Source organism: Fulvivirga imtechensis AK7, assembly GCF_000331535.1.
Lineage (GTDB): Bacteria > Bacteroidota > Bacteroidia > Cytophagales > Cyclobacteriaceae > Fulvivirga > Fulvivirga imtechensis.
This window is the reverse complement of the sequence record NZ_AMZN01000014.1, coordinates 111,846-138,070: the sequence shown is the minus strand read 5'-3', so window position 1 is coordinate 138,070 and position 26,225 is coordinate 111,846. Positions and strand designations below refer to the sequence as shown.

Genomic DNA, 26,225 nt, shown 5'->3' with positions numbered 1-26,225 from the left:
ATCACCCTCTCACTTTCGCCATAGCCCTCACCGGGAAAGTGCCCACCCCTTTAAACTTCGGAGGAATGGCGCTGAACGTAAACCCCTCTTCCGGAAGCAGTTGCAGGTTGCACAGGTGCTCAACGATCAGCACCTCAGCTCCCAAAAGTGTGGTATGCACAGGCCGGCTCTTGCCATTGGTGTTGTCGATGTTCAGAGAGTCGATACCCACCAGCCTGACGCCACAGCTTACCAGGTATTCGGCCGCCTCTTTGGTCAGGTAAGGGTTGTTTTCGTAGTAAGCCTCGATGTTCCAGTATTCATCCCACCCGGTGTGGATAAGTACTGCCCGGTTACGAACCTCATAGTTTTCCAGGTGTGCCCGTGTGACCTCTTTGGTTTCGGTATGCGGCACCCTGATCACGATGCCTTCGAGGTCGGTGAAAGCTTCCAGTCCTACTTCGGAGAGGTCTTTACCGTTTTCAAACCGGTGGAAAGGGCAGTCGATGTATGTGCCGGTGTTGGATACCATTTCAATCTTGCCGATTTGAAACTCCGTGCCCTCTTCATAGTGTTTTTTTGACTCTTCACGACTCAGATAATCACAGATAACAGGTGCAGGCAAGCCTTTGTAGGTCACCAGCCCATCTTCTATGGTGTGGCTGAGGTCTATGAGCATGCTTTTGCCCGTGCTGCCATTGACCGGCTTTCGTTTATGCTTTTCGGTAATGATCTCCTTGTTCAGGATCCTGGTCTCGCCTACCATCAGCAGCCGCATATCTTCGATGATATAATCGGCCAGCGCTTTATCGCTGATGTCGTCTCCGGAGATATCGAGGCGGAAATCTTCGCCTTTGATACTGCCTCCGTTGGTGAAGAAAAACTCGAAGTCAAATTTTACTCTTTTGTCCATGGTACTTTTTTGATGTCAAAATAATGAGATGTGTAACAATATGGTGATTGACCTATGTTAATTTAACATGAATTCATATAGTAGAACCGACTAAAATAACCCAAAAACCTCATTTTAAGGTCATTCTGCCTGTCCCGACCTTGGCTCCATAGCCGTTAACTCAAACATCCCGGTAGGAGCGAAATGTCTGTGGCACTTTTAAAATGATATCTAAAATGCTAAATCCAATCATTTTATTCCCGTGTTGAGTTATCACCTCACCCCTGAACAGGCTGAAATATAAGCACAGAAGAATTGCCCTCTCCTCAAGGAGAGGGAAGTGCAGACTGTAGTAAAAGCACAGGCTTTTGATGGGTGAGGTGTGAGACCACATATTTTCACAAGGTGTCATATATTTAGGTTATTATGTATATCCTCTGGGGCTATATTTCTCTTAAGTTAACGGCTATGGAACTTGCCGGGGAGGCACGAAGAATCTTACTAAGTTCAAGGATACTACCGCCAACTTAGGAAGATCCTTCCTCACGTCAGGATGACTATCTTTTTTTAAGCATTTTATATCGAACTCACGGTTAATTTATGTCAATCTTCCTGAACGAATGCGACTGAGGGATTCAGGTTTGATACCCAGAAAAGAGGCTATATGATATCCCGGAATCCGCTCCTCTATCTGTGGGTGCTGTTGAACCAGGCTGAGATACCTTTCTTTTGCACTTAGCTTTAGGAAGTCACTTTCCCGTTGACATTTTTTTATGAATTCCCTTTCGAAAATATATTTACCCAATGCGTACCAAGCCGGATCGCGTTGATAAAGCGCTTCCAAAGTCGCTTTTGGAATTTCAGTTACCGTAGCTTCTTCAAGCGCCTGAATATTAAGCACAGTTTTGCGTTCCAGTAAAAAGCTGGTGAAAGCCCCTGCAAAAGAGTTTTCAAAGAAAAATTCAGTATTCACCTCCACATCATCAGCCCATAAAAATGAGCGAAAAACACCGCTGTTCACAAAAAAGATGCTATTACATGTTTCGCCTTCCCGAACCAGGAGGTCTGATTTTGCCATTTGATGGACACGAACATTTTGCCTGAAATAGTGCAACTCCGGGTCAGAAGCTTTTATAATCGATGTAACAACGCTCTTTGTTTGCTCTATGATGTGGCCGTGGTCCAAGGGAAAGAATTTTTAATTACGCACTGCACTGAAGCTAAGGTGCAACTTTTTTTGCTTAGATAAGGTTACTATATTTACAATTTTGCAGGCAAAACTCTTTCATAGATGAAACAGATTACCATACATATCCCTGATAAAAAAGTCCCGTTTTTTATGGAGTTGATAAAAAGTCTGAAGTTTATAAAAAAAGTGGAGACTGAAGAAGAGACATCAAAAGAACAAATCTTGAAAGACTTAAAAAGCGCTGTTGAAGAAGTAAACCAGATTAAGGCGGGGAAAAAAAAAGCTCAACCGTTAAGCGAGTTTCTGGATGAGCTATAGAGTCGGTGCCATTTCCTCCTTCAAAAGGGAAGCAAAAAACTCATCAAGAAGTACCCCTCTCTTAGAACTGAACTAAAGGAATTAGGAGATAAACTTGCCGAAGAACCTACGTTTGGCACTTCAATTGGCAATAACTGTTATAAAATTCGCCTTGCTATTGCTTCAAAGGGTAAGGGCAAATCTGGTGGTGCACGAGTGATTACGTATGTTTATGTTACTGGTGAAACGGTTTTTTTGCTCTCCATTTATGATAAATCCAACAAGGAAAATATCACAGATAAGGAACTGTTAGATCTTTTGAAAAAGATAGAGTAACAGCTTTAGTTACGCACAGCACTAAAATACGTCCACACGATAAAAAGGATTTGCAAAGGCACCCTAAACCACAAATAAGTCACACCGGGGCCTCCGAACGTTGCTTTTTGATAATCTACCTGCTCCATGGCTGCTTTGATGTTGGCCGGAAGCACCAGCACGAAGAACAGGATCAGCAGCCACCCCGTCAGAGGGCGGAGCTGAGGAACGTGCAAACCAATAGCCGCAGCAATTTCAATAAGGCCCGTGAGATATACCATCTCCTTTTTGAAGGGAATAAATTCCGGCACCATCATGGCCATGCCCTCAGAGAAAGCAAAGTGCCCCATGGCGGTGAACAAAAGGGTGATGGAGAGCGCTATCCGGGCAGACAAAGCTAATTCATAGGCATTGCGAAATATTTTGAATGCTACAAGAGCGATTAAAAAAGTGACAATAAGTACGATTAACGGCTTCATATAACTAGTATTGAGATTTGAGATTTGAGTATTGAGACTTGGGTACGTTGCCAATTATTTATTACGTGTCATCTCAATACTCACGACTAAAGACTCCCGACTAGAATCTCTTGCGCAAAGATCGCCTGGGGAAGTGGGCCAGGCAATGAACCTGGGTTAAGTAATGCTGTTCGGATGGGAGCCGTGGAAAAGCGTCTGACGGTTTCGGAACCGTCTGACGCATGCCATGCCCCCCTCCTTAAGAATGTTAGAAGTACAGTCATCTCGCCTGTCCCGAGCTTGCCTGGCTTGCCTCGGGGACAGAGGGAGAGATCCATGCACCTTTGGAGCAGTTACTTGTGCATAAATCCCTCCAGGCTGTGCTACTTCTCCCCAACCAAACCCAAAAAACTGTGAACTGCGAACAGAAAACGGCAAAACTGTAATTGGTACATTTTACCCAATTTTATAGTGAAAAATACCTAATCCGGATTGACAGAAATCTTCTCCTATAGCCTCTCAAGGCCATTTTCACCATTCCGTTCCTTTTTCCCTACAAAAACCATTGCTTTTAATTGATTATCTTTTGGAGATGCCTGAAGTGCTGTGTGGGCGGATCTTCCGCTTTTCTGCTGCTTTCGGAAAGGGATTTGGGGTGTTGGGAAAGTTTTGGTGGAGGTGAGGAGGGGGAGGTGTAGATTGTGGCGCTTGACATAGATCAATATTATAATAGAAAATGTTACAGAATATGTAATTGTTTGCGCATATTAAATTGTTGGATATGAATGTTAAGAATATATTAGCAGGGGGTTCATTTTTTTTAGTTATTGCATGTTTGGTTTTGACAAGTCAACTAGATAATCTTGAATCAAGAGAAGGACTTTTGATTTCAATCATTTTAGCGTTAGGCTCAGCGGCTTTTTCTTGGGTTATTTCATCACATTATTCTAAAAAAACCTTAAAGGCAGAAAACACAAAATTGATTGATAGGATTGGAGAGCAGTCAAGCGAAAAGATATTGAATCAATCAAAACAGCTATATTCCATTGAACAGTATCTTGATAGTAAGCAAGAAAAATCAGCGATGGAAAACTCGGATTCGAAGGGCATGATATATCTAGAATCAACTCGCAATATGATTCGTTTAATTCGTTCATCAAATAACACATATCTAAGTGATTGGGCAGGTGTTGTATCAGATGAGGTTAGAGAAAAACTAACTGAACAAAGTAATGCCCAGTCACAATTATTTGAAGATATTGATCTGATCTCAAGTGCTTCTCCTGCTAAACGAGAGAAAATTGAAGAAAAAATAGAGGCGAACTCTCAAAAACTTCCCTCTCACTTAGTCCCACAATCAAGTTTAAAAAGAAATAATGCAGAACTTCATGACCATCTGATTGAAACAAACGATACCGATAAAAAGAAGGGGATCATCAAGGTTCTTCTTTCGGAGCCTAGTTTCAAAGGGCATGTTGTGGCCAAATTCGATACGAACTTAAGTTCGCCACCCACTAAGAATAAATCCGTATTAAAAAAATCACCAAATGGAAGTCAAAATGTAAATGTTTTTGCGAAAACAGGGACCGTATATGATTTTCATATAGGTTTAAAATCGGATGAATTCAATGTTCCACTGCAACCTGGGATTTATGAAATTGAATATGAATTCGAAGTAGAAAAATAACTCGTACCGACAGTGGCTTGGAAATCGCCTAAGGCGTATGCGGTCGTTATATGCAAAAGGGTCGTCAATCAAAAACGTCAATTTAAATGGATTTGGAAATACTTAGTTGTATTTTTGGAAATGAATGAAGAAGAACTAATTATTTAATAATGGCAGCAGCGGATCAAATAAAAAGTTTAATTAAATCATTCGGCGATGGTGATGAAGAGCGTTTTTTTGCTTCTGCTATGCAAATTGCTGCGTCTGAAGCACGGAAAGGTCATACAACATTTGCTCAGGAACTTAAGTCGCTAATTGAGAAAGCGAGAAAAAACCGTTCCCTTTCTTTTCTCGATCGGAGTAAGACAATTCCAATAAATCAATCAAAACGGGATCTTCATGAACTGATTGAAATTTTCCAGCCAAAGATCAAGCTAAAGGATATGATTCTTGCTCCATCAGTAGAAGAACCGTTGTTGAAATTGGTCAATGAACAACAAAAATGGGAAGTCCTCAGACAACACAACCTCATGCCAAGGAGGAAGCTTTTACTTCAGGGTCCTCCAGGATGTGGAAAGACCATGACCGCACAAGCAATTGCTGGAGAGTTAGGAATTCCTGTTTTCATTGTTCGATTGGATGGTTTAATTTCTAAGTTTATGGGGGAGTCAATTGCAAAATTGCGGTTGATATTTGATGCAATGCCCGACCATAGAGGAGTGTATTTATTTGATGAATTTGACTCAATTGGTTCGCACAGAAACCAAGGACAAGATGTTGGAGAAATCAAACGTGTCTTAAATAGCTTTTTAATTAATATTGAAAAAGATCAAAGTAACAGCGTTATTGTTGCTGCTACAAATATGCCAGAGACTCTGGATCAGGCTTTATTCAGAAGATTTGATGATATCATTACTTATCCTTTACCGAACAAAAGTGAAATCATTGATACAATCAAGAAAAATCTCTTTGGGTTCAAATTTAATGAGCGAATTAATTACCAGATGCTAGCTAAAGAGGCAGAAGGACTGAATTATTCTGATATTGTTAGAGCCTGTGAAGAAACTATTAAAGAGATGATTCTTCGCGGAGATAATAAGCTTAAAAAATCAGAATTAATTATCGCCATTAAAAAACGTAAATCATAAATGGCAGATAATTTCGACAAACCACATATTGGGAGAATCGAAGAATATGCCTCCGGTGAACAATATAAGTACCCCACCAAAATAAAGGTGGACTTCCCAATTACCCAACGTAATCGTTCCGAACATGGGAACAGAATATTACGAAAGCTTCAAGTGGTACGTCAGCAATTACAATTAGCCGAAGATACCGAACTTCCAGAAAATATTATTCGAGATGATGCGATTTATGTGACTTTCATCTCAGAATGGGGTTATCCACTAAAATTCGACCAATTACATCAAAATACAGATCGACCAACCTATCAAATAGTTAACATTAAACAGGAAAAACATCCAGAGCAAGAGAATCAATATCGCTATCGTGTTGCTCTAATGTTAACAAAGGGAGGCATCAGTCATTTTATCAAGAAAGCTGAACAATACTTAACTGAAAATACTAAAGACCGAGAAGGAAATATAACCGACACCCCAAAGTCTAATCCACTTATTTCAAATATTGCAAACATTAAATTAGCAACACTTGAAGCTTTTTGGTCTGATGATCCAGAAATTCCTTTTCCTGATGAAAATGAAATAGTCTGGTGGGAAGTTTGGTTTAGGAAAACCGACAATGACAACGAAAGAATAGCTAAAGTTATAAATAATCTTGAGGAACTAGATGCACAGATTGGTCGGTTGCAGTTAGATTTTCCAGAGCATTTTGTACGACTAGTAAAAGCTTCTGCTAATCAGCTTTCAGAATCTATAATGCTTCTTGATAATCTTGCTGAGCTACGACATCCTCAGGAATTATCTGATTTTATTACTCAAGATGGTATTTCAATTTCGGATAAAGAACAATGGCTACAAGACCTATCAGAAAGAACGGAAAATCGTTTTAATAAAAATTCTGTTCTTGTTTGTTTACTGGATAGTGGGGTAACTAATCAACACGCTCTGATAAATCCATCATTGCCTGATGAAAGATTATATACATGGATTGAAGATTGGGGCAAGTTTGATAGTGAACGTGGAGGTGGTCATGGTACAGGAATGGCTGGTCTGGCATTATATGGAGATTTAACTCAGGTTTTAGCCAATAGTGGAACTACTCAACTCTATCACGGGCTTGAATCCTTCAAGATTTATCATCCACAATCTCCGAATGACCCAGAAATGTATGGTGCGATTTATGAATATGCATGTGCTACACCAATTGTTGATAACCCAAATCATCCCAGGGTTTTTTGCTTATCAGTAACCAATAAGGATTTCGGCTTTAGAGGGAGACCCTCATCAAGTTCAGCGTCAGTTGATAAAATCGCATTTGGTAGTATTCTTGACCCTAAAGAACCACAATTAATTTTAGTAAGTGGAGGTAATGTAAGAATTGAAAACGCAGAAGAATTCCCAGATAAGAACTTTTATGAATCCGTTCAAGATCCTGCGCAAGCCTATAACGCGCTAACAGTTGGGAGTTACACACGTAAAGATAGAATTGATGGCCAACAATGGCCGGGATGGAATCCTTTAGCAATTAATGGTGCAATGGCACCTTCAAACTCAACCTCAGGAACTTGGGAAACTCAGTGGCCGAATAAGCCAGATATCGTGATGGAGGGAGGGAATTTGGCGCACAGAGAAAATGAAGTTGATTATAAGGATACCCTTCAATTGCTGACTACTCATAAAGACCACCGAATAAATATCTTTCAAACATTTGGAGATACAAGTGCATCTGTCGCTTTGGCTTCAAAAATGGCAGCCGAGCTGAAAACAGAATATCCTGATTACTGGCCTGAAACAATTCGAGGGCTAATGGTACATTCAGCAGAGTGGACAGATGCTATGTTGCAAAACTATAACTTGAATCTTGAGACAGACAGAAGAGCTCTGTTACGGTCTGTAGGCTACGGTGTTCCTATATTAAATAGGGCAAAGAATAGTTCAAATAACTCGCTTACACTTGTCTCGCAGCGTTCCATTCAACCATACAGATTGGAAAAATCACAGCCACGATACAATGAATATCATTTGTATGAACTCCCTTGGCCAGTTGATGTGCTGAGAGACGAAATTGGAGATGGTGATGTAACAATTAAAGTCACTTTATCTTACTACATAGAACCTAATCCAGGTAATCGTCAATATGCGTCAAATTTCCGGTATCATTCTCATGAACTGGATTTCAAACTTATTAAACCTTTAGAGCCACTTAATGAATTTAAAAGGAGAATATCGGCTGCATCTTCTGGAACAGATGAAAACGATGATGATACAATTGATACATCTTCAGAGTTGTGGACGCTGAAGGAACGTATAAGGAGTAAAGGATCAATAAAAAAAGACTTTAAAACAACTTCTGGTGTCGAATTGTCCAGAAGAAATATTTTGTCGGTTTATCCTAAGAATGGCTGGTACAGGACAAGAAAACAACTTGGTAAAATAGATTCAATAGTTCGGTACAGCCTTATTGTCACAATTGAGACTCCTGAACAAGAAGTTGATCTTTATACGCCTGTATTTAATATGGTTCAGACTGCCGTGCCAATTACTTCAACGTGATAAAACACCACTATTTTTTCATCGTTACGTACTATTTATTAACATCAATAAGCCAATAACCAACCATTCCAACAGCACAGCTCCAAACACAATTTTAGACTTCGAATCAGGCACAGTTAGTATACCTTTCCCCACACCCACTACCAACATATCCCCAAAATCCCTTAATTTGCATACATGAACGTCCGCCTAACTGAAGAACAAAAGATCAAGATCCTCAATGCTGATGACCTCTACAAGGTGATGCAGCAGGTGCTGCTGCGTGAGAATAAGATCGACCGCAATAAAGAGCACTTCTGGATTGTCTGCCTCGCTACCAACAACCAGATCCTTCTGATCGAGCTGATCAGCCTGGGTACGGTGAACCAAACCCTTGTAGAGCCGATGGAGGTGTTCAGCTTTGCACTGCAAAAGCGGGCGGTGAAGATCATTATGGTGCACAACCACCCGAGCGGAGAGCTCTCCCCCTCTGACATAGACATCGAGCTGACAGATAAAATGCAGGCCATCGGCAAGTTCATTAATGTACCCGTTATCGACCACCTCATCATCACCGAAAAGAGCTACTATAGCTTCGCAGAAAAGGGCTTACTGGCCAAAATTATGCAAGACAGCGAATATGACCTTACCTTCAGCCAGATTGAGCTGCTGAAAAAGCAACTGGATAAGGCGGAGTTGAGGAAGGCGAAGGAAATGGCGAAGAAGATGCTGGATAAGAAATATGCTATTGAAGAGATTGCCGAAATCACCGGTTTATCAAAAGAGCAGATTGAGAGGCTGTAGCTGACAGCGTTTTAGTTATGTGGACCTCCCCCTGACCCCTCCCGAGGGGGAAAATGCTAATTTCTTTTTGTGGTTTTGTCAGTAATGTGCCCTGTTGGGATGAGGTGTAGTGGATATAGTGCTGAAGGTATGAATGGCGAAACGGAGAACGAGCTAAGTTTCCATTGTCGTAAATTGAGTTAGCACTGTCCTCCGCTGGCGGAGGTGGCCAACGGCCGGAGGTGGAATGTTTTTCACATGTTTTGCCTACTGCTCCTGCCAGCGTAGCGGAGAAAATATTCGGGTACCCTGGATACATGGCAGAAGCTGAAGCTCAGGCTTTGAACAAACCATCATTCAAACCCAAAAATCACATTATAATGTGTTTTAAAGAGCTTTTCTTTTCGACCACTAATAAAAAACATTAAAATCACACCATGTTGTGATTTTGATTGCCTAACTCAAATATAAATGCTATTTTTATACTAAAAATCACATTATAATGTTAGTGAAGCAGATTGGAGTAATCATAAGAAACAGAAGAAAAGAGTTGAATATAACGCAACCGCACCTGGCCGAGCTGGCAAATGTGAGCACCAATACGATCTATAAACTAGAACGGGGACAAGGCAATCCTTCTCTGGAGGTGTTGGAAAAAATAGCGGAAGTGTTGGGGATGGAAATTACTCTTGAAGTAAAAAAGAAGCCATGAGTAAATGAGAAGAATGGAGATATACCGCAATGGAATTTTAGCCGGAACGCTGACGGAAGAAAGCCGCCATCGCTATGTTTTTGAATATGCAGACAGTTATTTTAACGATGACAGCAAACCGGCCATAAGTTTAACGCTTCCTAAAACGCAAAAGGAATACAGCAGTGAATTTCTGTTTCCTTTTTTCTTTAACATGCTAAGCGAAGGCGTCAATAGAAAGCTGCAAAGTACACAACTGAGGATAGATGAGGAAGATAGTTTTGGACTACTAATGGCAACGGCACAGTATGACACTATAGGAGCGGTAACTGTAAAACCGATAGCAGTAAAATGAACTTAGATGAATTGAAATATTGCCCGGGAACTTTGGCTGAAGGTTTTACAACTTACAGTCCTGGTTGTTTGCGGAACCTGTTCAGCGGGAAAAAAGTAAGTCATGTATTACCTTACGAGCAGCCGGAGCAAAATGAAGAGGTTGCCGAGCAATTCATTGAAAATCGTAAGCGTATCTCCATCTCGGGGGTGCAGGAAAAACTAAGCCTGCTACTTGAAAAAAATCATTTGCGTTTAACAAATCAGGGGGAACAGGGAACTTACATACTCAAACCCATACCAAGAGACTTGAAGAACGTTGACCAGGTTCCGGCAAACGAACATCTCACCATGCAAATAGCCCGGCAAGTCTATAGACTCAACACGGCTGAAAATGCCATGGTATTTTTCAAAAATGGTTCACCTGCCTATATTACCAAACGGTTTGATGTAAAAGATGACGGCAGCAAGTGGGGCAAGGAGGATTTCGCAACGCTGGCAGGTAAAACAAAAGACAATGCCGGAGCCAATTTTAAGTATGAATATAGTTACGAGGAAGCAGGACTACTGATACAAAGATATGCTCCGGCATGGCGGGTAGAAATAGAAAAATACTTTTCATTAGTGGTTTTTAATTTCCTTTTTTCAAATGGAGATGCCCATTTAAAAAACTTTTCACTTCTTGAATCAACGGGAGGCGATTACTTGCTTAGCCCTGCTTATGATTTGATAAATACCCGGCTGCATGTAGACGATACCGATTTTGCATTGGATAAAGGATTGTTTGCCGATGATTTTCAAAGTGAACAATACAGAAAGAGCGGACATCCCGGTAAAAGCGACTTTATTGAATTTGCCAGGCGAATAGGTGTTGCAGAAAGAAGAGTCGGGAAATTATTAAATCCATTCCTGGAAAGGCAGCCGTTCATTGAAACCCTGGTGAACCGTTCATTTTTAAGTGATACGAACAAAAGAGGGTATTTGCTTACGTATAATACAAAACGAAACTACTTAACCGCAGGCTGATCCGTTTCAAAAAGTGCCAGCGGTCAAAACTAAACCCCGTCATCCTGAAATTTTACCTACCCCTTTTGTTGGTGTTTTTCACCAACAAACTATTACATACATAGCCAAGATCTCAACCACCACGTCATCCTGAAATTTTCGTAGAGCAACGGAGAAAATATTCAGGATCCCCCCAGATCCGAGGCGGAAGCTGAGGCTCAGGTACTGTTAATGCGAGGGAGGGCACACGTTACGCTAACCGCTAAACACGCGCCAGGGATGGAAGGGGGGTGAGAAAGGAGTCGTAGGCGCTGAAAAATTCATTTTCGAAGAAAAACGGTGTGGTCAGGTCGTTTTCTTCGCGGGGCATGAAGAACCTGACAATGCCTTTTTCAATAAAGGAGAGGCATCAAACTGCTCTTTGAGTTCGAGCAAAATGATTTGGTGATATGATCGACCCCTGGCCTGGATTCAAAATTTAGTTTTTGTATATTTGGATTGTGGAGAACCTTGGAAACATAGAGATAAGAATTGTCGGTAGCAGAGGAAATATTGAACTCAGTCCGGATAACTATGACATCCGAGAGATCATCACAATTTTGCAAACTGTTGAAAATCTTCTATTTCCAACCAGCAAAAAAGATCGTCCCACTATTAGCTATTCTATAGAAACTGGATCTGTTAAACACATCATTAAAACGAGCCTTCAGGCGGTTATTGGTTTTAATGCCATTATTGGCTTGGTAGACTCATCCAATTCTGTGGATTTTCTTGAAGCACAGTCTGCCCAAGCAATAGAAACATTACAAGAGAACGCTATCAAAAATAATTTTGATCTAAGTATTAGAACTTCCCTTGATAAGAGTAATGAACTTAAAATTACCAGCCAGACTAGATTCAAAAGAACCCAAAATATTTGGGTTGATGCTGAATTCTATTTTTATGGCACATTAACAAATGCTGGGGGTAAAAACAAAGCTAATATTCATCTAGACACCGAGGATCTTGGGTCATTAACAATCCAAACAGATCGAGAATTTCTTGGTGAAAAGGAGGAAAATTTGCTTTATAAGGACTTTGGGGTCAGAGCAATTGGGAAACAGAATATCCAAACTTCTGAAATAGATAAATCCAGTTTGAAACTTATCGAACTTATAGACTACACTCCTAAGTACGATCAAAACTATCTATCTACTTTGATGAAGAAAGCAACATCAAAATGGTCAGATGTAGATGATGTCGATAAGTGGCTTAATTCCATAAGAGGAAATTATGAAGCATAGTGTCCTCCTAGATACAAGCTTCTTCATCCGGCTATTAAATGAAAATGATAGTCTGCATTCAAATGCACTTGGGTATTTTAAATACTTTCTTGAGAAAGATATTATATTAAAATGCTCAACAATATCTATTGCTGAATATTGCGTTAGAGGAAGTTTTGATGAGCTACCTTGGAGAAATTTGCAAGTTGTTCCATTCAACTTTAACCACGGTATTCGAGCGGGACAATTCGCAAGAATCATATTTGATGAAAAAGACAAACTTGAGCTGAATAACAGGAACATCATTCCCAATGACTCGAAGCTTTTTGCTCAAGCTGATATAGAGGAGGCGATAACGCACTTTGTCACTTCTGATGAGGGATGCTTGAAAATACACAAGATTCTCAAAGAAAAGGTGAACGCTAAGTTTGAAATAATCAACATCAGAACTTCGTATCACGAAACGTATGGATTGCTGGATTTTGACTAAGCTACAGCATCTACGTTTTGCTGCTTTATCTACCGACAAAACTATGGTGAAGCACCATCCACCTACCCCCTCACCCTCCTCCTGATCCTGCTCAGTGCCTGCGGAGTAATGCCAATATAAGAAGCAATATACTTCAACGGGATATGCCGGATCAACTCGGGCCGTTCGGTGAATAATTTCAGGTATCGTTCCTCTGCGCTGTCATTGAGGAGGGAGAGCTCTCGCTTTGTTTTCTTCAGAAACAGGTTCTCCGCGGCATGGCGGCCGATGCGGTTGCCAACGGAGGTGCGTTCGTAGATTTCCTGCAGGTCGGCATGTGTGATATGCCAGACGGTGGCATCCGTGAGGGTTTCTACCTGGTAGATGGCCGGGGTTTGGGTGAGAAAGGAGTCGTAGGCGCTGAAGAATTCATTTTCGAAAATAAAGGCTGTGGTCAGGTCGTTTTCTTCGCGGGGCATGAAGAACCTCACGATGCCTTTTTCAATAAAAGAGAGATGCTTTTCCGTTTCCCCGGTTTTTAACAACAGGGTTTTCTTTGGGTATTCCCTTCTAACAAGCTTTGACGAGAATACCTGCCAGTCAGCATCACTCTGTTTTACAACGCTTTCAAAAATTTCCCTGATCTTGTCCATCAAGTAGCTTATTTTCCATTAGCTGTAAAAGTAAATGTTGTTTCACACCGAAACAAAGCTGTTCCAAAAAGGAACAAAATAGTTGTTTTGGGATCAATGGATATAATATAAACGGTTGATTTTCAGTGCAATAATTTCTATGGCACATGTATTGGAAGGAGAAAATCAAGGTCAAAAACTCAAATTTTTATGATTAAAAACTACCTGAAGATCGCCTTTCGGAATATTCTTAAGCATAAAGCATATTCCCTGATCAATATTCTCGGTTTGGCCGGTAGTTTGGCCATCACCATCCTGATCATATTTTACGCGCAAAGCGTGCTCACCTACGACCAGTTTCACAAAGACTCCGACCAGATCTACTTCATGTACCGCGACCGGGCCACTGAAAATGGCCGTATGGATGTATTTGATACGTGGTATCCCCTGGTAGATGTGGCCAAAGAGGAGTTTTCCATGATCGAGCAGGGCACACGCATGGTGGGAACCGGAAACACCTGGGTAGAGCTGGATGACAAGCGCTTTGAGCAGCAGATGACGCTGGCAGATTCCAACTTCTTCAAAGTATTTACTTTTCCCGTGATCAAGGGCGATCCGCTGACGGCTTTGGACGAGCCCAACTCCGTGGTCATCAGCCAGGAGGTGGCGCAGAAATTTTTTGGCGATGAAGATCCGCTGGGCAAGACCCTGCGCTTCGGGTTCAGCACTGAGCGAGTCGTGACTGGTGTTTTGGGTAAAATTCCTTCGAATTCGTCCTACACCTTTGATTGTATCGCTCCCCTGTCTGCCACTTTGGTCAGAGAGCAGTTGGGAGACAACCTGTGGCGCGGTTCATTTTGCGATTCCTTTATTAAACTGAGGGCCGGCGCTGATCCCGATCAACTTCGTCCACAGCTCAATATCCTGATGGAGAAGTATGTTGTGGAGCAGGAGCGGGGTAATTTTCTGATCCTGCCCCTGGAAGATCTGTACGATAAGATAACTGGACAAAGGAAATATGCCCACATCCTACTATTGGTGGCGCTGGGTATCCTCGTCATTGCCATTATCAATTTCACTAACCTGGCGACAGCCCAAAGTATGCTCAGGACCAGGGAGGTAGGGGTAAGAAAAGTGTTGGGCGCCAACCGCCACAAATTGATCAGTCAGTTCATGGGCGAATCGATGATCATGAGCATCATCGCGCTGATATTGGGTGGCCTGCTGGCAGAATTGTTCCTGCCTAAGTTCAACGAGCTGGTGGAGATGGACCTGGAGATCCGCTACCTGCAGGATCCTGATTTTCTGATGCTGATTGTCGGCATCGGGCTGCTCGTGGGCATTATTTCAGGCAGCTATCCTGCACTTTTTGTTTCACGCTTTGAGCCAGGGCACATCCTCAAGGGTGGCCAGGTGAAAGGAGGAAAGATGTCCGTCCGCAATACACTGGTGACGATACAGTTTGTATTGGCCATCGCCCTGATGAGCAGCGTGGGCATTATTATGAAGCAGATCGATTTCATGAAAAACCACGACCTGAATTTCGACCAGGACAATGTGATGGTTATCCCCTTGTCGCTAAGAGATTTTCGTGACAGGGATACTGCCCTGCCTCGGATCATCTCCTTTCGCAATGAACTAAAAAACATCGCGGGGGTGACCGAAGTGACGGGCTCCAGCTCCGTTCCCGGTAACTATACGAGATCTTACACCCTCTTTTTGGCCGAGGGCAAAGAAGATGTTACGCTCGATTGGCAGGTAGCCGTGGTCGATCATAATTTCTTTGAGGCCTATGGCGTGAAAATGCTGGAGGGGCGATCGTTTCATGAAGGTTCGCGAAGCGATTTCGATAGAGGCGTAATTTTGAATAAAGCCGCGCTCGATCAGATCGGCTGGAAAACGGCAGAGGGTAAGAAACTGATTTTCCCGCGCTCCCGTGATGAGCTGGATATCATCGGAGTGGTGGATAACTTCAATGTCCAGTCACTGCGCGACCCAGTGCAGCCGCTGGTCCACTACTACGGAGGCGACAGCGCCCGCTCTTATCGCTACGTGTCTGTAAAGCTCAACCCGGAAGCCAGGGCCACGGCACTGCAGGAAATAGCGGCCACGTGGGAGAAAATGGGCTTCGATCAGGCGTATGAATATTATTTTCCCGCGGAAAGGTTCAAGGAACTGTATGCTACGGAAGAAAATGTAGCCAGCGTACTCACCTTCTCCATGGTTTTTGCAGTGTTGATCGCCTGCCTGGGATTATATGCCCTGGCGTCCTTCAGTGTAATGCTCAAAACCAAGGAGATCGCCATCCGGAAAGTGCTGGGGGCTTCCATTTCATGGATTGTAGCATCATTTTCAAAGAAATACCTCATGATCGTGCTGATAGCAGCGGTGCCTGCCTGTCTGCTGGCCTGGTATGGGATGAACAGCTGGCTGCAGGATTTTGCTTATAGAATAGCCATCGGAGCCGAAATTTTTATTATTACCATTGTTAGCGCGGGCCTGATTGCCTTTGTTACGGTAGCCTATCACGCGCTGAAAGCGGGATTTACCAACCCTGTAGAATCATTGAAAGAGGAATAAAAGATCAAAAATGTTAAAAAATTATATAAAAATAGCCCTGAGGAGCCTGAAACGCAGAAAAATGTATAGCCTGATCAACATCATCGGGTTATCCACAGGTCTGGCGTGTGCGGCATTTATATTCAATTGGGTCAGCAGCGAGTTTTCCTACGATCAGCACTTTGCGAAGAAAGATCAGCTTTATCGTGTAGTGGCCGAGGGTGGCGTGGGTACTGACCGCTGGCACCAGTCCGTAACCAGTCTGCCTTTGGGACCAACTATGGTAGCGGACTTTCCTGAGGTAAAAGCCAGCGCAACGTTCGCGAAGAATGACGCCATTGTAGAAAAGGGGGAGTTGAAATTTGTGGAGGACTACATAGTTTTTACCAACCCATCCTTCTTTGAGGTTTTCGATTATCACCTGCTGCAAGGCAATGAAGAAACTGCGCTTTCCGCACCGTACCAGGTGGTGCTGACGGAAAGTATGGCCAAAAAATACTTTGGAGAGGAAAATCCGGTTGGTCAGTCGCTGAAGATATACCAGTATGACCCTGACGGCCGTGGAATAGACTATGAGGTAACTGGCGTTATCGCTGATCCTCCTCAAGCTTCGCATTTCACCTTCAATATCCTGGGATCATTGCAAACCATCGAAAGTGTTGCCGGGGGAGAACTTCAAAACTGGGGTAATAACAGCTATCATACGTATGTGCTGTTAGACGAGGGTGCCTCTCCCGAAGCCCTGGAGAAAAAGCTTCCCGGCATGGCCGATACCCACATGGGAGAAATGATGGAGGAGTATGACCTCTACTACAGGTTTTATCTGCAGCCAATCACCTCTATTTACCTGCACTCCCATCTGATGTATGAGTTCAAAGCGAATGGCAAGCTCGCCCATGTGTGGATATTTTCAGCTATCGGAGTTTTTATTCTGCTATTGGCAGGTATCAATTATGTCAACCTTTCCACTTCATTTTTACTGGAGCGGGCCCGGGAGACCGGTGTGCGGAAAGTGCTCGGAGCGATGCGCCAGCAACTGATCTGGCAGCATTTGACAGAAACTTTATTACTAACATTATTATCCATGATCTTCGCAGGGCTGCTGATCGAAGTATTTAAGCCCCTGTTTTACCAGCTTTCCGGCAAGGAATTCATTTTGTTCGACCGTTTAAGTGTAGCGCTTCAGTTGCTGTTGCTCTGCCTGCCCCTCGGGTTTGTTGCCGGCTATTTTCCGGCCCGCAGGCTGGCGCGCCTGAATACCATCAGTTCGTTGAAGGGCACGCTGAGCCAAACCGGCAGGAGCGCCACCAGAAGCATATTGGTGACCTTCCAGTTTGCTATCACCCTGATGATACTGGTAGGCCTGGTGGTGGTGACACAGCAGTTGAAATTTGTGCAGTCGAAGGACCTTGGATATGATCACAACAACCTGATGGTGTTGCGCGTCAACGGTAATGAAGATGTGAGAAACGGGTATCTCGCTTTCCGGGAAGAGCTGATGTCACATGCGAATATCCAGCAGGTGGCCAGCTCGGGGTCTATGATCACCAATGGACTGGGCAACGGCAATGGCCGCGTGCAGTATGAAGATGGCGAGGTGCGGTTTGAAAAGCTCTACCGCCTGCCGGTAGACTTCGACTATCTCGATACGTACGGCATAGAGCTACTGGCGGGCAGGAACTTCTCTCCTGAGATCAATTCTGACTCTACGCAGGCATTTCTGATCAACGAAAAAGCAGCGAAGGCCTATGGCTGGAGCCCTGAGGAGGCCATCGATAAGGAATTGGTCTACAGCGGCCGCAAAGGGAAGATCATCGGAGTCACGAAAAACTTTCACTTCAATTCATTGAGACATCAGATAGAACCATTGGGCATGTACGTCCAAACCAATTTTTCCAGGATTACGATCAAGGGAAAGGATGCTGAAGCGCTGTTTGCAGTGGCGGAAAAAGCGTGGAAGAAGCATTTCCCTTCTGCTATTTTCGACTACACCTTCCAGGATCAGGCCCTGCTCAACAGCTATGGAGATGATCAGCGGTTTGCTAAAATAGTCAACATTTTCTCTGTTATCTCCCTGCTGATCGCTCTTCTCGGTCTTTTCGGGCTGGTGGGATATACCGTAAGCAGGAAAACAAAGGAAATAGGCATCAGAAAGGTGCTGGGCGCCTCAGCCAATCAGATAATAGCAATGATCTCAGGAGACTTTTTGCGACTGATCGTCATAGCCGCGGCTATCGCTCTGCCGGTAGCCTGGTGGATCATGACCCGCTGGCTCAATGAATTTCCTTACCGGGTTGAAATGGAGGTTTGGTTTTTTATGGCTGCAGGCGCCATAGTAGCATTGCTGGCGCTGGCGGTCATCGTTGTTCAGACACTCAGGGCTTCGCTCACCAACCCGGTGGATGTTTTGAAAGAGGAATAAATGTCAGAGAGATGATTCGAAATTATTTAAAAATAGCCTACCGGAATATTGTTAAAAGCAAGCTGTTCTCCGCTATCAACATAGCCGGAATGGCGATAGGCATGGCCAGCTTTATGCTCATCGGCACTTTCGTTTGGGACGAGCTGAAATATGACACCCATTATGCGGATAAGGATAGAACTTTCCGGATCTACAATATCCGAAAAGGCACGGATGGCACTACCAACTACTATCCCATTGTGCCTCCTGTTTTTGCTACCAAGCTGGAAGAGAATTTCGGAGAGGTGGAATCCACCATGCGGGTGCTGGACACCTATGGCGAGGTGATGTTTGACATAGACGGAGATCGGTTTTTCGAACGTAACGTTATTTATGCGGAGCCCACATTTTTTGACATCCTGGACGTAGAGCTGCTTAAAGGTGACCCGGCCACTGCACTAAAAGAAGGTCGCCATATTATTGTATCGGAAAGTTTTGCACAGGCACATCTGGGCAATGAGCCACTGGGCAAGGTGATCAAGCTCGATCAGGGAGATTTCACAGTGTCCGGTGTATTTGAAGACCTTCCCGAACACAGCCACCTCGACCTGGAGGTGGTGATATCGATGGAAAGCCTGTACCACCCCAGCTTTGATATGGAGCGGATGAAGAATTGGGTCTGGCAGCAGTTTTTTACCTATGTGAAGCTAAAAGAGGAGGTTGATCCGCAGGCTTTTGAAGATAAGTTTGCCTCCTTCATCGAAGAGGAGGCCTGGCCGGTTACGGAACCGCGGGGGTTTACGTATCGTCCATACTTTCAAAATGTGCAGGATATCTACCTGCATTCGTCCAGGCTGGAAATGGATATTGCCAAAAAAGGCAGCATTTATACGGTGACAGCACTTTCGGCCAGCGCCATCTTCATCATCATTATTGTTTGTATCAATTTCATCAATTTATCCACATCCCGCTCGCTCAACCGGGTGAAGGAAGTGGGTGTAAGAAAGGTGATCGGAGCAGTCAGGAAACAACTGGTTTTTCAGTTTTTGGGAGAATCCATCCTCCTGGCGGTGGTTTCGGTGTTGATTGCCGGCTTGATGGCCGAGCTTCTGCTTCCCTACCTCAATGCCTATGCGGATAAGAACATTCAATTTCATTTTGTGACCGAGCCCCTGGTGTTACTTTCCATTATAGCTTTTGCTGTATTTATCGGTTGCCTGGCGGGCGTATACCCGGCCTTGTATGCCTCTAAGTTCAAACCCGTGGCTATTTTGGGCAAAGGTTCCGGATCAAAAGTTTCCTCTACCTCTGTTTTCAGAAAAGTGATGGTCGTCATTCAATTTACTTTATCCATTTTCCTTATCGTAGGCTCCATCGTAGTATATCAGCAATTGAGCTTTCTGCGCAATAAGGACCTGGGTTTTAACAAAGAGCAGATCATCTTTTTCAGGATCAGGGATAATATCAGCGATAACCAGAATGCGGCTAAGCAGGAGTTTCTCAACCACCCAAACATTATTGCCGCAACCTATTCTTACGGCCTTCCCGGTGACCTCGTTTCCGGTGATGAGGTGGTGGACGCGGTGAGCGGTAAAGAGTATCCCGCCAATCATTTTATGGTAGACCATGACTACCTGCAGACCATGCAACTGGAGCTGCTGGCCGGCCGGGCATTTTCGAAAGAACATTCAACAGACCACCAGTCGGCTTTTATTATTAATGAAACAGCCATGAAAAACATGGGATATAATGAGCCTGAACAGGTACTTGGTAAAGAATTAAAATGGGACATGTGGCATTATGATTCGGTAAAAACAGCCCGGGTGATAGGTGTGGTGAAAGACTTTCATTTTAAAAGCCTTAGAGAAGACATGTCCTCCACGGTGTTGCAGATTTATCCTGAGGCATATCATACCCTGGCGCTGAGGATAAAACCGGAGAATGTTTCCGAAACCCTGACTTTCATTGAGAACAAGTGGGCGGAGCTGGAGCCGGAATGGCCGTTTGCCTATACGTTTATGGATGATGCTTTTGACAAAATGTATAAATCGGAAGAGCGGCTGAATGCGTTGTTCACCATATTCACCGGACTCGGAATTTTCATTGCGTGTATCGGCCTTTTTGGATTAGTATATTACACCACTACACAAAAAGTGAGAGAAATTGGTATAAGAAAGGTGCTTGGCGCGAATATAAAAGATATTCTGCTGCTGGTCAACAAAGGTTTTCTGACGCTCATAGCAATAGCTTTGGTGATAGCAGTTCCGTTTAGCTACTACCTGGCAGATTACTGGCTGCAGAACTTCTCCTACAAAATAGAAGTGAGCCCGCTGATATTCGTTATAGCAGGCTTGTCTATGGTGATGATAACGCTGATCACAGTGAGCTACCAGTCGTTCAGAGCAGCGCGGACCAACCCCGTGGAGGTACTGAAAGAAGAATAAAAAGATCGATCGTTTTGACGATATGATTAACCGCAGAGGTACACAGAGGAGAAACAGAGTCCGCAGAGAGATTTCTCTGTGTTTCTCCAATAAGCCTCTGTTACCTCTGTGGTTTCGAAAAGTTCTGAAATAAACAGACAAACACGATGCTAAGAAATTACATAAAAATATCACTAAGAAACCTCTGGAAGCAGAAGGTTTTCAGCCTCATCAATATCTCAGGGCTTACACTTGGGATATCCGTTTGCATGGTCATTTATTTGTATGTCAATGATCAGCTCAGCTATGACAGTTTTCATGCCCAATCAGACAGAATATACAGGCTACTACGCATCGGAAATCTCAATGGCGAAAAATACCTCATTGGGGTGACTTCCGGTCCGTTTGCAGAGGCGCTACATACCGACTTTCCCGAAGAAGTGGATCAAACGGTGAGAATGTCTTTTGGGGAGGGGCTGGTGGCTTATGAAGACAAGGTGTTTATGGAAGAAAAATTTTCTCTTGCGGACTCGAATTTTCTGGATGTATTCACTTTTCCGCTCGCTCAGGGAAATCCCAAAACAGCGCTGGATCAGCCAAATTCAGTGATCATTACCGGGGAGATAGCCAGGAAATATTTTGGAGATGATAGCCCGCTAAACAAAATGATTAGGGTTGATAATGAATTCGACCTGATGGTAACAGGAGTATTCGAAGAGCTTCCTGCCAAATCTCATATGGACTTTGACTTTGTGGGCAACCTGGCGCTACTGCGAAATGCAAGCTACTTCTCCGACTGGTGGAGCAATAGTTTTATTACCTACGTCTTACTTAACGACCCTGCCAGTGAATCTCATCTGGAGGCACAGTTTCCGGGCTTTATGGATAAGTATTTCGGGAAGGATTTCGAAACGATGACCAACCGGATAGACATCACTTTACAGCCCCTGTCAGAAACATATTTCGAGCAGGATGTGCGCTACGATGAAGTGTTGCATGGCAGCAAAAGCAGTGTCATCGTCTTTTCTGTGGTAGGCATATTTATTTTTCTGATCGCCTGCATTAATTTCATGAACCTGGCCACGGCAAAGTCTGTGTTAAGAGCCAGAGAAGTAGGAGTAAGAAAGACGCTCGGCTCATCGAAAAAGGGGTTAATGATCCAGTTTTTGGGAGAGGCATTTCTTATTTCCGGCGTTTCTGTGGTGCTTGCTTTTATGTCTATTGAAGTCGTTCTGCCGGTTTTTAACCACACCTTCGGGTTGGAGCTATCCCTTACTCATGAACTACCGGTGCTTTTGCCTATGCTTGGTTTTATCATTGTTGTTACCGGTCTTCTTTCCGGTATTTATCCGGCATTTATACTTTCGGCATATAAACCCGTGGAGGTGCTGAAGGGAAAAGTAAAAAGCGGAAAAAGTGGTGTTGGTTTTAGAAAGGTGTTGGTTATTCTTCAGTTTACTACCTCTGCATTTCTGATCATCATGACACTTATGGTAGGGAGGCAGATGAATTTTATCCAGGAAAAGGACCTCGGTTTTGATAAGCAGCAGGTGCTTACATTTCCACTAAACCATACGGAGATACGAAATAACCGTGAGGCTTTTAAGAATAAAATGCTCGAGCACCCGGCAATACTTTCCGTGGGAGCCGGAACAGGTATCCCCGGGGGGTTTCACGACACCATGACGGCAGATATCGAAGGGCTTGACGAAAATCCGAGGTTCAGAACGTTGTTTGCCGATGCCGACTATTTCAGAAGCTTTGGCCTCCAGATAGTAGCTGGGCGGGGCTTTAGGAAAGACCATGCCGCAGATCACAACCAGGTGGTCGTGCTCAATGAAAGAGCCGTTCGCGAAACAGGCCTGACCAACGATGAGATCATCGGCCGCAGGCTGTCCATTTCATTCGACTCGATACCCAAAACGGTGGTCGGTGTGGTGAAAGACTACAACTTCTCCTCATTAAAAGCCGGCATCGAGCCGCTGATGATCACCAATCGTACCAACGGCAGGATGATGGCCATCAAGATCCAGGGGGATGTGAAAGACGCGGTGGAGTACATTGAAAATGCCTGGTCAGCACATAGTGCGGGTTATCCTATTGCCTATGAATTTTTAGATGAGAATTTTAACAGACTCTACCAAACGGAGCAGTTGCAGGGCCGGTTATTTACCATATTTTCCGGTATTGTCATCTTCATTTCCTGCCTGGGTATTTTCGGGCTGGCAACATTTACGGCCAATCAAAGGCTGAAAGAGATTGGAATAAGAAAGGCGCTGGGCGCCAGCATAAAAAGTATTACATCACTGCTGGTGAAGGACTACCTCGTGCTGGTGCTCATTGCCAACCTGGTGGCATGGCCTCTGGGGTGGTATTTCTCACGACAGTGGCTCGATCAATTTGCATACAAAGTATCCATTGGCGTTGAAGTATTCGCACTGACATTACTGGTAGCCATGGCCATTGCCCTGGCCTCAGTGGTCATGCAGTCGGTGAAAGCCGCCATGGCCAACCCGGTGGATGTGTTAAAAGAAGAATAACTATGGACCGGATGCATTTGGCCTTATAAACTCACCCCCGTTCAAATCTGTGATTTGAACTTCCCCTCTCTAATTTTTAGAGAGGGGTTAGGGGAGCGTTAAAAACGGAGTCTTAGGGCTCAGAAAGCACAAAAACGACATCTTATGCTAAAGAACTACATCAAATTCGCTATTAGATTTTTATCCCGGCACAAGCTTTACACGCTGATCAACCTTTTAGGTCTTACTCTTGGCCTCGCAAGTTGCCTGCTGATTGTCAGCTATGTGCGCCAGGAGATGTCATTCGATAATTTTCATGAACACTCCGGTGATATTTACCGGGTAAACCTGATGTCGAAAGGGCAAACAGAAGTCCGCAGGGCCTCGGCCATATCTCCTCCCATGGGTCCCGCTCTTGTGGATGAGATACCTGAAATAATGACTTCCGTAAGACTGCGCCATGCCGATAATGTACTGGTTCGCATTGGTGAGGAGCGATTTTATGAAGATCACATCTTCTATGTTGACTCTACTTTTTTCGATGTATTTTCTTTTCCGTTGTTAGCCGGTGATCCCACAAGCGTGCTGGATCAGAAAAATTCCGCTGTGATCACGAATACTTTGGCAGAAAAATATTTTGCAGGAGAAGATCCGGTCGGCAAAACGATCTCGATTGACAACGACCTGGTTGTGCGCATCACGGGCGTAATTGGAGACGCCCCGGCCAAAAGCCATTTGCAGTTTGCCATGCTGATCTCGTTCAGCTCCTTTGAAGTGCCGCACGGTTATCCCGTCACGCTCGAGAGCTGGGGATGGACTTCTTTTCCAACCTACGTGCGGTTGCATGAAGGTGCGAACACAGCAGGAATGACACCGAAACTTCATCATTTCATTGCCAGTCATATGGGTGAGGAAACTGCAGAACGTATAGCCCTGGATTTGCAACCCGTCCGCGATATTCACCTTAGATCAAAAGAGATTACCGAGCGTGATGGTACAGCGCCAAAAGGTGACATTACTTACGTGTATGGCCTCTTGGCTATTGCCATACTGATCCTGGGAATAGCTGTTTTTAATTTTACGAATTTATCCACAACACTATCCCTAAAGAGAATAAGGGAAATTGGTGTGAGAAAAACGCTGGGAGCAAAGAGAACCGTTCTATTCTTTCAGCATATCACAGAATCGCTGGTGCTGGCGCTCGGCAGCCTGTTCCTCGCAGTCGCGCTGCTTGAAATATTTTCAGCTCCAATCTCCAACCTGCTAAAAAATGATATGGACATGGCCGTTGGTGTACACCTGGAGAGCCTGCCACTATATCTGTTGCTGATCCTCATAGTTGGGCTTGCAGGAGGATTATACCCCGCCCTGTTTCTTTCAGGGTATTCGCCTACCAGAGCATTGAAAGGAAGGCTAAATGTGAAGACCAGCAGCATCCCTGTAAAAAATGTACTGGTCGTGTTTCAGTTTTTCATCACCATAGGCCTGATTGCTGCCAGCCTGGTGGTGAGCAGGCAAATGAAATATTTGAGTGAAAGGGATCTGGGTTTTGACCAAAACAGGGTAATAGCTGTGCAAATGGTGGGGGAAGAGCTGCACGGAAGATATATTTCGACCAGAGATCACTTGCGTCAGAATCCATATGTGGAGGAAGTGACCGCAGCGGGAAACCTCTTTGACGGGCAAAATGGTGGAGTTCCGGTTCAGGAAGTGGGTAATGATGAATCGCGCAACCGCATCAGCCTTTTCGGAGCACATTATGACTTCGGCCGGGTGATGGATCTTGAATTTGTTGCCGGCAGAGATTTTTCTGAAGAATTTGCCAATGACAGCAGCAACTTTATCCTCAATGAGTCGGCTGTTAAAATGTTGGGTTGGGAGGATAGCCCTATTGGAAAGAAGCTATTACTCAATGATACCTGGGAAGGAGAAGTGATCGGTGTTGTCAGGGATTTTCACTACGCCAGCATGCATGAAGAGATCACTCCGCTGGTACTTTATGTGCCCAGAGCTTACCAGGACTATATTTTCATCAAGGCTAAAGCAGGCTCGGTAAGTGAAATACTGACCTCGCTGGAAAGAGATTGGGCTGAAATAAATCCTGATATGCCGTTTGATTATAGATTTATCGATGATCATATTCAGCAATTATATCGCGCTGATCAGCAGTTTACGGCATTGGTCAACTCTTTTTCGGTGTTGGCAGTATTTTTAGCATGTATAGGCTTGTATGGCATGGTATCGTTTCATGTAGAAGCCAAGCATAAGGAAATCGGCATCCGTAAAGTGCTGGGTGCTTCGGTACGGCAGGTGGTGGGCCTTCTCTCAGGAAAATTTCTTGTTTTAGTTATTATCGCTGCTTTCTTAGCTATACCTCTTGGATGGTTTTTGCTGGAAGACTGGCTGACTAACTTTGCGTACCGGATTCCTTTAAATGCATGGAGTTTTATATTTGCGCTCATGCTGGCACTGGTTTTGGCGGGGATAACAGTTGCTCTGCAAACAATTCGCGCAGCAATTGCAAATCCGGTAGACGCTTTAAAGGAGGAATAGAAGATTGGCTTTCCTTGAAAATTAATGGATCCACAGGCGGGCGGGACGTCCACGTGCAGCGCGGCCCGTTTGATGCATGTGGGTAAGCAGCTTTAAGGGCTGGCCATGAGCGTTTAGTGGGGAGAACG

General features: G+C 44.0%; 20 protein-coding genes. 16 read left to right on the top strand and 4 right to left on the bottom strand.

The features are described from left to right. Position 1: 1 nt before the first annotated feature. Both C900_RS05015 and C900_RS05010 read right to left on the bottom strand, forming a co-directional pair. Positions 2-892: a cyclase family protein gene (locus C900_RS05015; protein ID WP_009578559.1), complete on the bottom strand. Its 891-nt coding sequence runs from the start codon at positions 890-892 to the stop codon at positions 2-4. Between the two features lie 577 nt (positions 893-1,469). Beyond that, positions 1,470-2,057: a Crp/Fnr family transcriptional regulator gene (locus tag C900_RS05010; RefSeq protein WP_009578557.1), complete on the bottom strand. Its 588-nt coding sequence runs from the start codon at positions 2,055-2,057 to the stop codon at positions 1,470-1,472. A 105-nt stretch (positions 2,058-2,162) separates the two neighbouring features. On the opposite strand from C900_RS05010, the gene C900_RS05005 reads away from it, so the two are divergent. Together C900_RS05005 and C900_RS05000 are read left to right on the top strand one after the other, a co-directional pair. Beyond that, positions 2,163-2,378, top strand: coding sequence for a hypothetical protein (locus C900_RS05005; RefSeq protein WP_009578556.1), 216 nt, complete (start codon positions 2,163-2,165; stop codon positions 2,376-2,378). A gap of 42 nt (positions 2,379-2,420) precedes the next feature. Then, complete coding sequence (locus C900_RS05000; RefSeq protein WP_157493898.1) at positions 2,421-2,693, top strand: type II toxin-antitoxin system RelE/ParE family toxin; 273 nt, start codon at positions 2,421-2,423, stop codon at positions 2,691-2,693. 5 nt (positions 2,694-2,698) lie between these two features. On the opposite strand, the gene C900_RS04995 is transcribed toward C900_RS05000, so the two are convergent. Next, positions 2,699-3,151 (bottom strand): DoxX family protein, encoded by a 453-nt coding sequence (locus C900_RS04995; RefSeq protein ID WP_009578554.1) that lies wholly within the window; start codon positions 3,149-3,151, stop codon positions 2,699-2,701. Positions 3,152-3,911: 760 nt separating this feature from the next. On the opposite strand from C900_RS04995, the gene C900_RS04990 reads away from it, so the two are divergent. The 9 genes from C900_RS04990 to C900_RS04950 all read left to right on the top strand — a co-directional run bounded on the left by C900_RS04990 (position 3,912) and on the right by C900_RS04950 (position 13,031). After that, positions 3,912-4,817: a hypothetical protein gene (locus tag C900_RS04990; protein ID WP_009578552.1), complete on the top strand. Its 906-nt coding sequence runs from the start codon at positions 3,912-3,914 to the stop codon at positions 4,815-4,817. 149 nt (positions 4,818-4,966) lie between these two features. Next, positions 4,967-5,944, top strand: coding sequence for an AAA family ATPase (locus tag C900_RS04985; protein WP_009578551.1), 978 nt, complete (start codon positions 4,967-4,969; stop codon positions 5,942-5,944). Continuing rightward, complete coding sequence (locus tag C900_RS04980) at positions 5,945-8,488, top strand: S8 family peptidase (RefSeq protein ID WP_009578550.1); 2,544 nt, start codon at positions 5,945-5,947, stop codon at positions 8,486-8,488. A 177-nt stretch (positions 8,489-8,665) separates the two neighbouring features. Beyond that, entirely contained in the window at positions 8,666-9,271 is a 606-nt protein-coding gene (locus C900_RS04975; RefSeq protein WP_009578548.1) for a JAB domain-containing protein, read from the top strand. 481 nt (positions 9,272-9,752) lie between these two features. Continuing rightward, a complete protein-coding gene (locus C900_RS04970) occupies positions 9,753-9,962 on the top strand; it encodes a helix-turn-helix domain-containing protein (protein ID WP_009578546.1) in 210 nt (69 codons plus the stop codon). A gap of 13 nt (positions 9,963-9,975) precedes the next feature. Beyond that, a complete protein-coding gene (locus tag C900_RS04965) occupies positions 9,976-10,296 on the top strand; it encodes a HipA N-terminal domain-containing protein (protein WP_009578545.1) in 321 nt (106 codons plus the stop codon). After that, positions 10,293-11,300: a type II toxin-antitoxin system HipA family toxin gene (locus tag C900_RS04960; RefSeq protein ID WP_009578544.1), complete on the top strand. Its 1,008-nt coding sequence runs from the start codon at positions 10,293-10,295 to the stop codon at positions 11,298-11,300. Before C900_RS04965 ends, C900_RS04960 begins: the two co-directional genes overlap by 4 nt. A 464-nt stretch (positions 11,301-11,764) precedes the next feature. After that, entirely contained in the window at positions 11,765-12,562 is a 798-nt protein-coding gene (locus tag C900_RS04955; RefSeq protein ID WP_009578543.1) for a hypothetical protein, read from the top strand. Beyond that, complete coding sequence (locus C900_RS04950) at positions 12,552-13,031, top strand: hypothetical protein (RefSeq protein WP_040495697.1); 480 nt, start codon at positions 12,552-12,554, stop codon at positions 13,029-13,031. Before C900_RS04955 ends, C900_RS04950 begins: the two co-directional genes overlap by 11 nt. 62 nt (positions 13,032-13,093) lie before the next feature. On the opposite strand, the gene C900_RS04945 is transcribed toward C900_RS04950, so the two are convergent. Continuing rightward, entirely contained in the window at positions 13,094-13,663 is a 570-nt protein-coding gene (locus C900_RS04945; RefSeq protein ID WP_009578541.1) for a Crp/Fnr family transcriptional regulator, read from the bottom strand. 189 nt (positions 13,664-13,852) lie between these two features. Here C900_RS04945 and C900_RS04940 point away from each other — a divergent pair, with 189 nt between their 5' ends. From C900_RS04940 to C900_RS04920, 5 genes are all read left to right on the top strand, one after another. Then, positions 13,853-16,222 (top strand): ABC transporter permease, encoded by a 2,370-nt coding sequence (locus tag C900_RS04940; RefSeq protein ID WP_009578540.1) that lies wholly within the window; start codon positions 13,853-13,855, stop codon positions 16,220-16,222. Positions 16,223-16,232: 10 nt separating this feature from the next. Then, positions 16,233-18,623 carry an ABC transporter permease gene (locus C900_RS04935; protein ID WP_009578539.1) on the top strand — a complete coding sequence of 797 codons (2,391 nt, stop codon included), beginning with the start codon at positions 16,233-16,235 and terminating at the stop codon, positions 18,621-18,623. 11 nt (positions 18,624-18,634) lie between these two features. Continuing rightward, complete coding sequence (locus C900_RS04930; RefSeq protein ID WP_009578538.1) at positions 18,635-21,046, top strand: ABC transporter permease; 2,412 nt, start codon at positions 18,635-18,637, stop codon at positions 21,044-21,046. Between the two features lie 146 nt (positions 21,047-21,192). Beyond that, positions 21,193-23,565 (top strand): ABC transporter permease, encoded by a 2,373-nt coding sequence (locus tag C900_RS04925; protein WP_009578537.1) that lies wholly within the window; start codon positions 21,193-21,195, stop codon positions 23,563-23,565. Positions 23,566-23,709: 144 nt separating this feature from the next. Then, a complete protein-coding gene (locus C900_RS04920) occupies positions 23,710-26,097 on the top strand; it encodes an ABC transporter permease (RefSeq protein WP_009578536.1) in 2,388 nt (795 codons plus the stop codon). Positions 26,098-26,225 lie beyond the last annotated feature (128 nt).

What these genes read in the sequence shown, in the direction of transcription:
- C900_RS05015 (WP_009578559.1), bottom strand. Translation starts at nt 892, where the DNA reads ATGGACAAAAGAGTAAAATTTGACTTCGAGTTTTTCTTCACCAACGGA.
- C900_RS05005 (WP_009578556.1), top strand. Translation starts at nt 2,163, where the DNA reads ATGAAACAGATTACCATACATATCCCTGATAAAAAAGTCCCGTTTTTT.
- C900_RS04995 (WP_009578554.1), bottom strand. Translation starts at nt 3,151, where the DNA reads ATGAAGCCGTTAATCGTACTTATTGTCACTTTTTTAATCGCTCTTGTA.
- C900_RS04990 (WP_009578552.1), top strand. Translation starts at nt 3,912, where the DNA reads ATGAATGTTAAGAATATATTAGCAGGGGGTTCATTTTTTTTAGTTATT.
- C900_RS04985 (WP_009578551.1), top strand. Translation starts at nt 4,967, where the DNA reads ATGGCAGCAGCGGATCAAATAAAAAGTTTAATTAAATCATTCGGCGAT.
- C900_RS04980 (WP_009578550.1), top strand. Translation starts at nt 5,945, where the DNA reads ATGGCAGATAATTTCGACAAACCACATATTGGGAGAATCGAAGAATAT.
- C900_RS04975 (WP_009578548.1), top strand. Translation starts at nt 8,666, where the DNA reads ATGAACGTCCGCCTAACTGAAGAACAAAAGATCAAGATCCTCAATGCT.
- C900_RS04970 (WP_009578546.1), top strand. Translation starts at nt 9,753, where the DNA reads ATGTTAGTGAAGCAGATTGGAGTAATCATAAGAAACAGAAGAAAAGAG.
- C900_RS04965 (WP_009578545.1), top strand. Translation starts at nt 9,976, where the DNA reads ATGGAGATATACCGCAATGGAATTTTAGCCGGAACGCTGACGGAAGAA.
- C900_RS04960 (WP_009578544.1), top strand. Translation starts at nt 10,293, where the DNA reads ATGAACTTAGATGAATTGAAATATTGCCCGGGAACTTTGGCTGAAGGT.
- C900_RS04950 (WP_040495697.1), top strand. Translation starts at nt 12,552, where the DNA reads ATGAAGCATAGTGTCCTCCTAGATACAAGCTTCTTCATCCGGCTATTA.
- C900_RS04945 (WP_009578541.1), bottom strand. Translation starts at nt 13,663, where the DNA reads ATGGACAAGATCAGGGAAATTTTTGAAAGCGTTGTAAAACAGAGTGAT.
- C900_RS04940 (WP_009578540.1), top strand. Translation starts at nt 13,853, where the DNA reads ATGATTAAAAACTACCTGAAGATCGCCTTTCGGAATATTCTTAAGCAT.
- C900_RS04935 (WP_009578539.1), top strand. Translation starts at nt 16,233, where the DNA reads ATGTTAAAAAATTATATAAAAATAGCCCTGAGGAGCCTGAAACGCAGA.
- C900_RS04930 (WP_009578538.1), top strand. Translation starts at nt 18,635, where the DNA reads ATGATTCGAAATTATTTAAAAATAGCCTACCGGAATATTGTTAAAAGC.
- C900_RS04925 (WP_009578537.1), top strand. Translation starts at nt 21,193, where the DNA reads ATGCTAAGAAATTACATAAAAATATCACTAAGAAACCTCTGGAAGCAG.
- C900_RS04920 (WP_009578536.1), top strand. Translation starts at nt 23,710, where the DNA reads ATGCTAAAGAACTACATCAAATTCGCTATTAGATTTTTATCCCGGCAC.